Here is a 13,290-nt window from a genome sequence, read left to right on the forward strand (position 1 = left end):
TTTCCGTAAAGTTGGCAAAGAAGTATTATCTCTAAAAATTCGCTCAAATTGCCGGGAAGTCGTTGATCTCCGGCACCTAAACGCGGCTGCGGCTAGCGCCCGGGGATCGGCGCCATCTGGCATATTTCGGGCAAATGCCCCGCGCGAAGCGTCCTGGCGCGCCCGGGCGGCACGTTAACATCAGGTCATTGAGGAGCGGCTACCGGCGGCGTCAGCACCAGCGGCGGCCGCAGCTTCGGCGGCCGCGCAACAGCGGAACCGGGTGCCGGCCTGACCTCGATCGGCGGCGGCAGCGGTGCCGCCTGCTGGCTCGCGACCGGCGCAGGGGGCGCCGCCGCGCCGGGCCTTGCTGCTGCAGGAGCTGCCACGCTGGGCGTTGCGGCGCCCGGAGCCGGCGGTACAGCCGGGGGACGCGGAATGACGGCCTTGGCCTTCGGCGGAGGCCGGCGCGGATCGCGGCCGGGAATCGGCACCTCGGAAGTTGGCAGGCCGGGCAGCACCGCGTCAGGCGTCCCCGACGGCGCCGTGGTCGCCGGCGGCAGCGAGGCTGAAAACGGCGGCGGCGGCTCGCCGCGCTCGATCGCATCGAGCCGTCTTGTTTCGCGGTCGATCGCCCGCACCGCCAGCCATGACGACAGCGCCGCCACATCGACGGTGCGATCGAGCGCGTCGGGCGGGCCCGCGGCGAACAGCTGAATCTCCGGGCGACTGCTGGCCGATCCGACCGCCGTCGAAACGAGGCTGGCGCGGATGTCGGCCTGGTCGGCGGGAATATCGTATCCGCCCGATACGATGGCGCGCGCGCCCTCGGCATCCAGCGTGCTGGACCCGATGCGGATCCGGCCGTCCCCGATGCTGAACGGAATCTGCGCCGACTTGACCGACAGGGAGCCTGCCGACAGCCCCCGCTCGACGATCTGCCGCAGTTTGACGTCGTCGGTCGCCTGTCCGCCGTCGCTGGCGCGGATCGCGGCGTCGAAAGCGCGCGGATCGAGCCCGGCGATGGCAGCGGATTCAAGCGTCACCGTTCCGCTGCCGGACAGCGCCCCCGTCAGCGCCGACGCGCTGCGGCCCTGGCTTGCCAGCGTCATCTGCATCGAGGCGCGGCCCGCCGGCATCCTCAGCCCACGAAAGCGCAGCGCCGCGCCATCGACGCCGCTGAGCTGAACCCGCGCATTCAAGGCAATGCCATTGCCGGTCTGCCTGGCGTCGATACTGGCGCTCACCTCGCCACCGCCGATGCCGCCGGTGATGGCTTCGAAGCTCAGCGACTGGCCGTCACCCCTGAGGACACCGCTGACCGGGCGCAATTCACCGCCACCGGGAAGCGCGCCGCGCAGCGCCTGAAACGAGACACGGCCGCGCCAGCCTTTCGAGAACCCGGACCCGAGCGGCTCGGCAGCGTCGTGCCCAGCGGCGCCGATGGCGAGCGCAAATGCCGGCGCGAGATCCAGCGTATCGAGGCCGATCTCGCCCTCGACATTCTTTTCGTCGCCGAGGACCAGCGCCAGGCGGCCGCGCAGCCGCGAGCCCGCTATCGCGCTGTCGAGATCGTCGAAGGCCAGCCGGTTGCCGGCGAGCGAAACGCGCGCCGACAGGCCGATATTCTGCGCCAGCGTATCCGACGCCTTGAGATCCAGCAGCGGCCCGAGATCGGCGCTGCGAACCTTCAGATTGACGCTGGCCTTCGGCTCGGCCGCCCACGGCTCGGCCGTGCCTTCCGCCTCGGCATCGAGGCCGCTACCCGACATCTTCACTTTCAGCCGCAGCGGCGCGCGCCACACGCCGGTCACCGAGCCTTCGAATTGCGCCGGGCCGTCGCCCGCCGCGACCGCGCGATCGAGCCCGAGCGCCACCAGCAAGGGGCGGCCCTGCCCCGATGACATCCTGGATTCAAGACTGAACTCGCTGCGCCCGAGCGCCGCCAGATCGATGCCGTGGAGCGCCGTGATGACGGGCTTTGCCGCGATCGTGATCACGCCTTTGAGCTGGGGCGCATCGAGGTCGAACACGGCGCGCGCATCGGCGCGATCGGCCTGCTGCGCGGTCTTGTCCAGATCGAGCGACAGCCTGAGCCGCGCCGGGCCGGGACTTGCTCCCATCGCATTGATCCGCGCCGCCAGCGCCGGCGCCAGCGGCGCGATCAGGGCGGTGATCTGGCCGAGCGACGCCGCGCTCGAATTCAGCGTCAGTTTCCCCGACGTATTGACGCGATCGAAACTCCCCGCGCCTTCCAGCATCACCTGGCTGGCCTGACCGATCTTCAACTGCTCCAGCGCGAACGATGTCGGTCCGTAGCCGACCTTCGCCAACAGCGGGCGCAGTTCCTGACCGGCCGATGTGGCGCGGCCGATATCGAGCGTGAGCCGCGCCTCGTCAGGCCATTCGGCCTGCGGCCCCGCCAGCGACCGCGCCAGCGCGGTTGCGGCGTCGAGATCGAGACGTTCCGCCTTCAACTCGGCATCGATCCGCGAACCACCCCTGGCCGTTGACACCTCAACCCGCCCTTCGACGGCGCCGCCGTCGATCTCGGCCTTCATGGCTTCGATCGCCACGCGATCCGGGGCCACGGCGAGGTCGCCGCGCAGCCGCAGCGGCTTCTGGCTGCGATAGACCACCTCGGTACGGCCCTGCAGCCAGGTCACCAGCGCATCCGGATCGGAGGAATCGACGCTGAGCGCGCCGGCGAAACTGCCGGCTTGCGCGTTCGAACCGCTCAAGGTCACGCGGGTCGCGCCCGGCGCCCGAAATTCCAGCCGGTCGATCGTCCAAGCCTTTGCATTCAAGTCCTTTGCACTCAAGTCCTTGGTGCCGGCCTGCAATCCGGCGGTGATACCCTGCAACGGGCGGCCGCCCAACATGATCTGCTCGGCGCTGAACTCGATCCGGGCCGGGATCGGCGTGGCCTGCGGGATCGCCGCCATCAGCGAACGCAACCCCGGCAACAACCGGACCGGCTCGGCGGCGGGGTTGCCCCTGGCGGCGAATTTGTCGGCATCGAGCTGCTTCGCCGACAGCGTGGCACGCAGCAGCGGCGAGGCGCCGAAGCGGATGTCGCCGGCGCCCGTTAGTCTAAGCGCGCTGTCTTCCGGGCCGTAAACGGCCTCGATTTGCTCCAGCCGCGCCGCGGACGGATCGGCCTTGCCCTTGGCGGAGATCCGCCAGGGCGTGATGGCAACATCGCCATTGGCCTTGAGGCCGGCGGGCGCCGCCAGAACCAGCGCGCCCTCGAAGCGCGGCGCGCGTCCCTCGAACGACAGCACGCCGTCGAGATCGGCCGACAAGGCCCGCGCCCCGGGATCGATGTTGAGATGAACGCGGGTGCCGTTGCCGTCGGCGGTCTGACCGGACGACACCCGAAACGGATAGCGCGTTCCGGACAGCACGAAATTGCCGTCGCCGCGCACCGAGCCGGCCAAAGAGCGCACATCGCCGCTGAAGGCGATGTCGTTCAGCTCCAGCGTGCCGCGGCTTGCCGCATCATGCAGCGCGATGCGGCCGGTCAGGTTCAACCGGTCGATCGCCAGCGATCCCAGATTGAATTTTCCCGTCGAGGCCGGCCAGTCGATGCGCCCTTGCGAATCCAGGCCGAGATCGAGCGCCATGCCATTGACGGTCAGTTCGGTGGCGCGCAATTCGCCGCGCATCAGCGAGCCCAGGCTGAACTCGACGTCGAGCTTGTCGGCCCGCACCTTGCCGAGATCGTTGGCGCCGCCGACCACCACCGAGCGCAAATGCAGCGACGGCGCCGGCAGCAGGCGCGCATCCAGTTTGCCGGCGAAACGGACCTGTGCGCCGATCACCCGGGTGGCCTCGGCCTCGAATTGCGGCCGGAACTGGTTCCAGTCAATGAAGTACGGGCCGATCAGTGCGGCCACCAGCGCAATGATAAAGGCAATCGCCAGTCCGAGCAGCGTCGTCTGCACGGCGTCTCCCTTTGGGCACGCCCCGGCGCGATGGCGGCCCGGAACGGCCCACCCGCCGCACGCTGAAATCAACGCCGGAGCAGGTCCATATATAGAGGCAACTATGGCGAAGTCACAGCATTGCCTGCGACGGCTCCGCGCAGGAAGCCGTCACGACGCCCTTACCAGCTGGCGGGCAGCTGCTTGAGGCCGCGCAGCACGAAAGAAGGCCGCCATTCCGGATTCTCGGCGTCATCCAGCTTCAGTTCGGGCAGCCGCCGCAGCAGGGTCGCGATCGCCACCTCCGCCTCGAGCCGCGCCAGCTGGGCGCCGAGGCAATGGTGGATGCCGCCGCCGAACGACAGCGGACGGACATTGGGCCTGGTGATATCGAGGCTATCCGGCCGGTCCGGATAGACCGCCGGGTCGTGGTTGGCCGAACCCAGCAGGCACAGCACGCTTTCGCCCTTCGGGATTTTCTTGCCGCCGAGGTCGTCGATGTCCTCCAGCGCCACCCGGCCGGTCATTTGCACGGAGGAATCGTAGCGCAGGAATTCCTCGATGGCGTTGGTGATCAGGGCCGGATTGGCCTTGAGCAGGGCCAGCTGGTCGGGATGGCGATGCAGCGCCAGGAGACCGTTGCCGATCAGGTTGACGGTGGTCTCATGCCCGGCGCCGAACAAAAGCACGATGTTGGCGGTCAGCTCCTCGTTGGAAAGCTTGCTGCCGTCTTCCTCTGCCTGCACCAGTTGCGTGGTCAGGTCGTCGCCGGGATTCTTTCGCCGCAGTTCGAACAGCTGCTGGAAATACATCTCGGTCATCGCGTTGGTGGCGTTGCCCTGCTTGATCTCTTCCGGCGACAGCGGCACCGGCTCGAGGATACGTCCACTGTTGCGCGAACCGGTATAGAACAGCTCGCGATGCTCCTCGGGGATTCCGAGCATGTCGCAAATGATGGTGACCGGCAGACGGAATGCGAAATCCTCGATCAGTTCCATCTTGCCCTGGGGAATGAGCCGGTCGAGCGTCTCGTCGACGATCTGCTGGACGCGCGGGCGCATGTCCTCGACCCGGCGCGCGGTAAACGCCTTCGCCACCAGGCCGCGCAGGCGGGTGTGATCCGGCGGGTCCTGCTGCAGCATGGTGAGGCTGAAGCTGCGGAACATCGGCTCCTGCATGATGTCGGGGCCATACCGGCGCTTGGTGCGTTCGGGATAATCCTTGCCGAAGCGCTTGTCGCGCATCACCAGGCTGGCCTCGGCGTGACGGCTGGCGACATACATGCCGAGTGGCGTCAGGTGCATCGGATCGGTAGTGCGCAACCGCGCGTAATGCGGATAGGGATCGCGAATGAACTCCGGCGCCAGCGGATTGAACAGCGGCGCGCTGGTCGCAGTCTGAACATGCTCGTTCATGGTGACCTCAATTCGTTATCGCGCTGAATTGTCCGCACATTCGGGCGGAGTGGCGTCCTCGGGCAGGTCCGGTTGCGTCCGGACCATTCGAAATTGGATACACTGTTGTATCGAGTTGCATTTTGACGTAAAATTGACCGATGTCAAGAGTCCGAACACGACCGACCCGGGACGATACCTGCGAGAAGCTGTTCGAGGCGGCGGCGCGGGTGTTCGAGGAACAGGGCATCGGCGGCGCCAGCATCGAAACCATCGCCACCGCGGCCGGTTTTACCCGCGGGGCGTTTTACTCGAATTTCAAGAGCAAGGACGAGCTGATCATCGCCATGCTCGAGAATCACGTCGAGCAGTCGATTCAGCGCATGCACAATCTGCTGGCCAGGCACAAGAACCTCGCCGATTTCCTCGATGCGCTGAAGACCATGGACCGCACTCAGCAGGATCCGCTCGGTCGTTCTCCGCTGCTGCACATGGAGATGATCCTGTTCGTGGCGCGCGCAGAAAAGCGCCGGCCCGAACTCGCCAAGCGCCTGCGCGCCCGGCGCAAACTGATCGCCGACATCGTCGAGACCACGTCGAAGAACAGCGGCCGGAATCCGGCCCTGAATCCGGCGTGGACCGGTGCGGTCGTTCTCGCCATGGAGGACGGCTTTCGCCTGCACCGCCTGATCGATCCGGAGACTACGCCGGCCGACAGTTTCCTGCGCGCCATCGGCGATCTGCAGCGCGCGATGGGAATTACGTCGGCCTGACGAAGGCTCGCGCGGCTCAGCCGTGCGCCTTGTGCATCTGGCCGGCAACGGCGCGCACCTTGCGCGGCGACGCCTGCCAGATCGCGACCGCCGACAGCACACTCACCGCAATCCCGATCGCGAAGGCGATGGTGTAATTGCCGGTAAGGTCGTGCAGCAGGCCGGTGAGCCAGGGCCCCGCGGCACCGCCCGCCAGTGCCGCCAGCATGATGGTGCCGAAGATGCTGCCATACTGCTTGCCCTGAAAGATCTCCAGCACCACGGCGCCCATGATCGAGGTCATGCCGTAGCCGAGCGCGCCCTGCGCCAAAATCATCAGATAGACCAGCAGCAGGGTCGGATAGAATTTCAGCGCGATCAACGCCGCGAAGCAGATCGCAAAGCCCAGGCAGCTCACGGCCCAGATCCATTCGCGTCCTACCCGGTCTGACAAATGCCCGAGCCAGATCTGGCCGGGAATGCCGAGCAGGCTGACCACGCCCAGGGCCCAGACCCCGACGGTCGGACTGAAACCGATGTCGAGCAGATATCTGGTCTGGTGCACCTGCACCGCGTACCAGACGTACAATCCGCAGAAATAGCCCGATGATATCCACCAGAAGCGCGCGGTGCGCAGCGCGCGCCGCAGCGTCCAGTCGGTGGCGGCCCAGACCGGATCGACGATGTTGGAAACCGGTCTTGCGGACGTCGCCGTCGGCGCCGCATCGCCGTCCGGCAACAGGCCGACATCCTCCGGCCGCTTGCGCAGCAACAGGTTGATCGGCGCCAGCACGATCAGGACCATGATGCCCATCGCGGTGCAGGCGGTGCGCCAGCCGGTCTGCTCGATCATCAACTGCACCCACGGCAACAGCGTGACGGAGCCGATGCCGACGCCGGCGAAGGCCAGTCCCATGGCGAGGCCGCGGCGGCGAATGAACCAGTTCGGCAGAAACAGCGACTGGCCGGAATAGCCGAGACAGACGCTGCCGGCGCCGACCATGACGCCGATGGTCAGATACAAATGCCAGGGCTGCGTCGTCAGCGGCGCCAGCAGCAGGCCCGCCGCCATCAGCGCGACGCCGAGTTCCATCACCCCGCGCGGGCCGTACTTGTCCATCAGCCGCCCGATCAGCGGGCTGACCGCGGCGGAGACGACAAAACCGAACGAGAAGGCGCCCGCGGTGACGCCGCGTTCCCAACCGAACTCGTCGACGATCGGCGGGAAGAACAGCGAGAACGCGGTGCGCGCATTGACGCCGATCGCCATGGTGACGAACGTCACGACGACGATGACCCAGCCGTAGAAGAAGGGAAGCCGCATTCGCTATCTCGTCATTCCGGGGCGATGCGAAGCATCGAACTACGATGTGCAATTGCACATCGGAGAATCTCGGGGTTCCCCGGTGCGCAATTGCGCACCTGAGGTCTGGTCCTTCGGACCATCCCGGAACGACGGCGTCAAGAGCTCCAGCCGCCGTTCGGACCGACTGCGCTACGCTACCGCGCGTAGCGCAGTCGCGGTGCGAAGGCCTACACCGCCGGCAAGATCTTTCCCGGATTGAAAATGTTCTGCGGATCGAGCGCCGCCTTGACGGCGCGCATGGCGGCGATCGCCTCGGCGCCGAGCTCGGCTTCGAGATATTTCTGCTTGCCCTGCCCGATGCCGTGCTCGCCGGTGCAGGTGCCGCCCATCGCCTGGGCGCGCTCGACCAGCCGGTGCATGAAGTCCTCGCCGCGCGCCATCTCTTCCGCGTTGTCGACGTCGCACACCAGCGAGCAGTGGAAATTGCCGTCGCCGACATGGCCGACGATCGGCGACAACAGGTTGAGACGCTTCAGATCCTCTTCGGTTTCGGTGACGCAATCGGCCAGCCGCGAGATCGGCACGCACACATCGGTCGCCACCACGCCGGCGCCGGGCCGCAGCGCCTTGACCGACCAGTAGGCGTCGTGCCGCGCCTGCCACAGTTTTGTCCTGTCCTCGGGCCGCGTGGTCCAGGTGAAGTCGCCGCCGCCGCATTCCTTGGCAATTTCGCTGAAATTCCTCGATTGCTCGGCGACTTCGTTCTCGCTGCCGTGAAACTCCAGCAGCAATAGCGGCGTTTCCGGCAGCGTCAGCTTCGAATAGGAATTGCAGGCCCGCACCTGTTCGGCGTTGAGCAGCTCGATGCGCGCGACCGGAATACCGGTCTGGATCGCCAGAATGGTGGCCTGGCAGGCGCCGCGCACTGTTTCGAACGAACATGCCGCCGCGGCGATGGTTTCGGGAATGCCGCGCAGTTTGATCGTGAGCTCAGAGATGATGCCGAGCGTGCCTTCCGCTCCGACAAACAGATGGGTGAGGTCGTAACCGGCCGAGGATTTCTTCGCCCGCGTGCCCGTGGTGATGATCTCACCGTCGCCGCGCACCACCTTGAGCGCCAGCACGTTGTCGCGCATGGTGCCGTAGCGCACCGCATTGGTGCCGGAGGCGCGCGTGGACGCCATGCCGCCCAGCGAGGCGTCGGCGCCGGGGTCGATCGGGAAGAACACGCCCTGGTCGCGCAGGTGCTCGTTGAGCGCCTTGCGGGTGACGCCGGGCTCGATCACGCAGTCCAGATCCTCGGCGTGGACGGCAAGCACCTTGTTCATGTCGCGCAGATCGATGCAGATCCCGCCGGCCGGCGCGTTGACCTGGCCCTCCAGCGAGGTGCCGGTACCGAATGCGATCACCGGGACGCCGTGTTTGGCACAAATCCGCACCACGTCCTGGATGTCAGGGGTTTCCTGCGCCATCACCACCGCGTCCGGCGGCTGCGAGGCCAGCCAGGTCGTGGTATGGGCGTGCTGGTCGCGCACCGCCTGCGAGGTGATCAGCCGGTTGCCGAACCGCGCGGCCAGCGCGTCAATAGCGCCCTTCAGCGCCTGCGGCTCCGGCCGCTTCGGATGGTTGGTTATCGTTGTCGCCACGCAAAATTCCTCCCCGGCTTTGAGACGACCGTGGCAAAGGATATATGAGGGGTCAAGAGAGCATGGATCGAACCGACGGGAATGAACGATGACGATGATTGATGCCGGCGACGACGTCCTGCAGCGGCCCGCGCCATTCCCGGCGTCCGTGATGCAGATCGAGCCGCAATGGATCGACTACAACGGCCATCTCAACATGGCCTATTACAATGTGATGTTCGATCGGGCGATCGACGAATTGTGGCTCCGGATCGGGATCGGGCCCGGCTACATGAAGGAGCGGAATTGCTCGACCTTCACCGCCGAGTGCCACGTACGGTATTTGCGGGAGATTCATCTCGGCGATCCCGTCCAGGTGTCGATCCTGCTGGTCGCCGCCGATGACAAGCGGTTGCACACCTTCAAGGAATTGCGCCACGCCACCGAGGGCTGGCTTTCCGCCACGTCGGAAAACATGACCCTTCACATGGACATGAATGTGCGGAAAACCGCACCGTTTCCACCGGACATTCGCGCCCGCATCGACGCTCTGGCGAAAGCCCATTCTACGGTACCTCGCCCCGAGGGCATCGGCCGCAAGGTCGCGATGCCCTCGAAATGACGGCTCAGGTCAAACGCGCGTCCGGCCGCGCGCCAGGCCGACGACGGCCGAGATCAGGAACAGAATGATCGCAACGAAGAAGATGATCTTGGCGATTTCGATGGAAGCTCCGGCGATGCCGCCGAAGCCCAGAATGCCGGCGATCAGCGCGACGATCAAAAACGTGACTACCCAGCTCAACATGGTCGGCTCCTCTGTTTTCCACTTTCTGTTTCAACATCCGCGCGACTGAGACCGCGCATCGGCTGTGGAAATAATCCGGGCTGGTAATGGAAGTTCCCAGGCCGTCGAGGGGCGAAAAGCGCTCAAATTGCCGATACCATCGGGAACAAAGTCATGGCGGGGCGGCGAAACAGGCGCCTATCCTGGCACTGGATAAAGCCTGTCAAATCCGCCGCAAAATCCCTATATGGCCTTCAATCCTGCTAAGAAGGCTCCCCTTCACGGCCCCGCGGTGCCATCGTGGGCGGAAGACGATTCGCATATGACCGAGCCGAACAAGCTGCCCCATCACGACGTCCCCGCGCACCAGCCTGCGGCGGGCGGCATTGCCGCGCGCGCGCGGGCGACCGCGGTCCCGCAATTTCTCGCCGGGCTCAATCCCGAGCAGCGCGAGGCGGTGGAAACGCTGGACGGACCGGTTCTGGTGCTGGCGGGGGCCGGCACCGGCAAGACCAAGGTGCTGACCTGCCGGATCGCCCACATCCTCAGCATGGGCCGCGCCCGCCCCGGTGAAATCCTCTCGGTCACCTTCACCAACAAGGCCGCGCGCGAGATGAAGCTGCGGCTCGGCCAGATGCTGGGCCAGGCCGTCGAGGGCATGCCATGGCTCGGCACCTTCCACTCGATCGGCGGCCGGATCCTGCGCACCCATGCCGAACTGGTGCAGCTGAAATCCAATTTTACGGTACTCGATGTCGACGATCAGGTCCGACTGCTGAAGCAGCTGTTGGCCGCCGACAATATCGACGACAAGCGCTGGCCGGCGCGGATGCTGGCCGGACTGATCGACGGCTGGAAGAATCGCGGCCTGACGCCGTCGCAGGTACCGCCCGGCGAAGCCGCAGTATTCGGCAACGGCCGCGGCGGCAAGCTCTACGCGCTGTATCAGGAACGCCTGAAAATCCTCAACGCCGCCGATTTCGGCGATCTGCTGCTGGAAAACATCCGGCTGTTCCGCGAGCATCCCGACGTGCTCCGGCAATACCAGCACCGCTTCAAGTTCATTCTGGTCGACGAATACCAGGACACCAACGTCGCGCAATATCTCTGGCTGCGCCTGCTGTCGCAGGCGCCGACGAGAGCAGGCGCGCCGCTGTCCTCCCTCATTCCAGGGGCAACGAACTCCCCCGTCATTCCGGGGCGTGCCGAAGGTACGAACCCGGAATCTGGAGCTCGCGAAGAATCATCTCGAGATTCCGGGTTCGCACCTGGCGGTGCGCCCCGGAATGACGATGCCGCTCCCCCCTCACCCCTCACCGCCCCGAAAAACATCTGCTGCGTCGGCGACGACGACCAGTCGATCTATGGCTGGCGCGGCGCCGAGGTCGACAACATCCTGCGCTTCGAACATGATTTTCCCGGCGCCAAGGTGATCCGGCTGGAGCGCAATTACCGCTCCACCGGCCACATCCTCGCCGCCGCCTCGCATTTGATTGCGCATAACGAAGGCCGGCTCGGCAAGACGCTGCGCACCGAGGACGTCGACGGCGAGAAGGTCACCGTCACCGGCTCCTGGGATTCCGAAGAGGAAGCCCGCGCCATCGGCGAGGAAATCGAGCAGCTGCAGCGCGACGGCCACAAGCTCAACGACATCGCGATCCTGGTGCGGGCCTCGTTCCAGATGCGCGAATTCGAAGACCGTTTTGTCACGCTCGGGCTGCCCTATCGCGTGATCGGCGGCCCGCGCTTCTACGAGCGCGCCGAAGTCCGCGATGCGCTGGCGTATCTGCGCGTGATCAATTCGCCGGCCGACGATCTCGCCTTCGAACGCATCGTCAACGTGCCGAAACGCGGCCTCGGCGACGCCACCGTGCAGATGCTGCACGACCACGCCCGCAAGCGCCGCATGCCGCTGTTCGAGGCCGCCCGCGCCGTGGTCGACACCGACGAGCTGAAGCCGAAGGCGCGCGGCTCGCTGCGCGGCCTGATCGCAAGTTTCGATCGCTGGCGGGTGCAGCGCGAGGTGACCTCGCACACCGCACTCGCCGAAATCGTGCTCGACGAGAGCGGCTATACCGAGATGTGGCAGAAGGACCGCTCCGCCGACGCCGCCGGCCGGCTGGAAAACCTCAAGGAGCTGGTGCGCTCGATGGAGGAATTCGAGAACCTGCAGGGCTTTCTCGAACACATCTCGCTGGTGATGGACCGCGACGGCGGCGCCGAGGACGACGCGGTGTCGCTGATGACGCTGCATTCGGCCAAGGGGCTGGAATTCGACAATGTGTTCCTGCCGGGCTGGGAGGAAGGTCTGTTTCCGAGCCAGCGCACCCTCGACGAACAGGGACGCGCCGGGCTGGAAGAAGAACGCCGCCTCGCCCATGTCGGCATCACGCGGGCGCGCCGCCGCGCCAAACTCTATTTCGCCACCAACCGGCGGATTCACGGCACCTGGTCGACCACGATTCCCTCGCGCTTTCTCGATGAACTGCCGGCGCACAATGTCGAGATCACGGAATCCAAGGGCGGCTCCGGCTGGGGCGGCTCCGGCGGTTACGGCCCGTCGCGCTTCGACAATGTCGAATCCTTCGGCTCCAGCTATTCGACGCCGGGCTGGCAGCGCGCCCAGGCCAACCGCGCCCGCAACCAGAACGGCGGCCGCGGCGGCGGCCAGGCCGGCGGCGGTTTCAACGAAAGCCAGTCGCCGTTTTCATCAACGCGCGCTGATACGTCAGGCTCGCGCAGCAGCGGCTTCGCCGCCAAGCGCGGCCCGATGACCATCGAAGGCGAGCTGATCGCGAAATCCACCGGCACCACCTCGGAATTCACGCTGGCCGACCGCGTGTTTCACCAGAAATTCGGCTACGGCAACGTGGTGAAGATCGACGGCAACAAGCTCACCATCGCGTTCGAGAAAGCCGGCGAGAAGAAGGTGGTCGATAGTTTCGTGGAGCGGGTGTAGTTCTCCCTTAACGCCGACTAGCCGGCCCTGGCCTTCCGTCATATGATTCGATGGGAGGCGCCTCATGTTAACCAACAGCCGTGACATCATTCGCCGCCTTGAGCGGGAAAGATGGACACTTGTTCGCGTCACCGGCTCTCACCACGTTTTCAAGAATCCCGCCTCAGATGAAACAGTGGTCGTTCCGCATCCCAAGAAGGACTTGGGAAAAGGCCTGGTTCGTGCCATTTATAAGGGGGCAGGATGGAAGCCGGATTGAGGTTCGCCTTGGCACACTACATTGCCATCATTGAGGATGCAGGTCCGGACCACGCGGTGGGCGTCTGGTTTCCAGATCTGCCCGGCTGCACGTCCGGAGGCGACGATATCGACGAGGCCTTACGCAATGCACCGGAAGCTTTGGAACTGTATGCCGAAAGCTTCGAGGCCGACGGCAAGGCGCTGCCTCGCCCGCGAACCTTGACCGAGCTGAAGTCCGATCCGGAAGTCGCCGACGACATCAAGACCTATATGGTTGCGCTCGTCCAACTCCCTGCTCGCGCTCACGCGGCGGAGTGAACGCGGC

General features: G+C 65.7%; 10 protein-coding genes. 5 read left to right on the forward strand and 5 right to left on the reverse strand.

Features of this window, described 5'->3' with window-relative positions:
* Positions 1 to 185: 185 nt before the first annotated feature.
* Positions 186 to 3,926 carry an AsmA-like C-terminal region-containing protein gene (locus Q7U29_RS24660; RefSeq protein WP_304745721.1) on the reverse strand — a complete coding sequence of 1,247 codons (3,741 nt, stop codon included), beginning with the start codon at positions 3,924 to 3,926 and terminating at the stop codon, positions 186 to 188.
* A 161-nt stretch (positions 3,927 to 4,087) separates the two neighbouring features.
* The gene (locus Q7U29_RS24665; protein ID WP_304745723.1) at positions 4,088 to 5,320 is read right to left on the reverse strand and encodes a cytochrome P450; all 1,233 of its coding nucleotides are present in this window, start codon (positions 5,318 to 5,320) and stop codon (positions 4,088 to 4,090) included.
* Positions 5,321 to 5,460: 140 nt separating this feature from the next.
* Between Q7U29_RS24665 and Q7U29_RS24670 the strand changes: the two genes are divergently transcribed.
* Entirely contained in the window at positions 5,461 to 6,072 is a 612-nt protein-coding gene (locus Q7U29_RS24670) for a TetR/AcrR family transcriptional regulator (RefSeq protein ID WP_304745725.1), read from the forward strand.
* 16 nt (positions 6,073 to 6,088) lie between these two features.
* Here Q7U29_RS24670 and Q7U29_RS24675 read toward each other — a convergent pair whose 3' ends face one another.
* Together Q7U29_RS24675 and Q7U29_RS24680 are read right to left on the reverse strand one after the other, a co-directional pair.
* A complete protein-coding gene (locus tag Q7U29_RS24675) occupies positions 6,089 to 7,375 on the reverse strand; it encodes an MFS transporter (RefSeq protein ID WP_304745727.1) in 1,287 nt (428 codons plus the stop codon).
* A 209-nt stretch (positions 7,376 to 7,584) separates the two neighbouring features.
* Positions 7,585 to 9,003, reverse strand: coding sequence for an FAD-binding oxidoreductase (locus tag Q7U29_RS24680; protein ID WP_304745729.1), 1,419 nt, complete (start codon positions 9,001 to 9,003; stop codon positions 7,585 to 7,587).
* Positions 9,004 to 9,091: 88 nt separating this feature from the next.
* Between Q7U29_RS24680 and Q7U29_RS24685 the strand changes: the two genes are divergently transcribed.
* The gene (locus Q7U29_RS24685; protein WP_304745731.1) at positions 9,092 to 9,604 is read left to right on the forward strand and encodes a thioesterase family protein; all 513 of its coding nucleotides are present in this window, start codon (positions 9,092 to 9,094) and stop codon (positions 9,602 to 9,604) included.
* A gap of 9 nt (positions 9,605 to 9,613) precedes the next feature.
* Here Q7U29_RS24685 and Q7U29_RS24690 read toward each other — a convergent pair whose 3' ends face one another.
* A complete protein-coding gene (locus tag Q7U29_RS24690; RefSeq protein WP_304745733.1) occupies positions 9,614 to 9,787 on the reverse strand; it encodes a DUF1328 domain-containing protein in 174 nt (57 codons plus the stop codon).
* A gap of 301 nt (positions 9,788 to 10,088) precedes the next feature.
* On the opposite strand from Q7U29_RS24690, the gene Q7U29_RS24695 reads away from it, so the two are divergent.
* From Q7U29_RS24695 to Q7U29_RS24705, 3 genes are all read left to right on the forward strand, one after another.
* Positions 10,089 to 12,725, forward strand: coding sequence for an ATP-dependent helicase (locus Q7U29_RS24695; protein WP_304745735.1), 2,637 nt, complete (start codon positions 10,089 to 10,091; stop codon positions 12,723 to 12,725).
* Positions 12,726 to 12,789: 64 nt separating this feature from the next.
* Positions 12,790 to 12,984, forward strand: coding sequence for a type II toxin-antitoxin system HicA family toxin (locus tag Q7U29_RS24700; protein ID WP_304745737.1), 195 nt, complete (start codon positions 12,790 to 12,792; stop codon positions 12,982 to 12,984).
* An 8-nt stretch (positions 12,985 to 12,992) separates the two neighbouring features.
* Complete coding sequence (locus Q7U29_RS24705; protein ID WP_304745739.1) at positions 12,993 to 13,283, forward strand: type II toxin-antitoxin system HicB family antitoxin; 291 nt, start codon at positions 12,993 to 12,995, stop codon at positions 13,281 to 13,283.
* Positions 13,284 to 13,290 lie beyond the last annotated feature (7 nt).

Origin of the sequence: Bradyrhizobium sp. (genome assembly GCF_030654605.1) — a bacterium.
Taxonomy (GTDB): domain Bacteria; phylum Pseudomonadota; class Alphaproteobacteria; order Rhizobiales; family Xanthobacteraceae; genus Bradyrhizobium.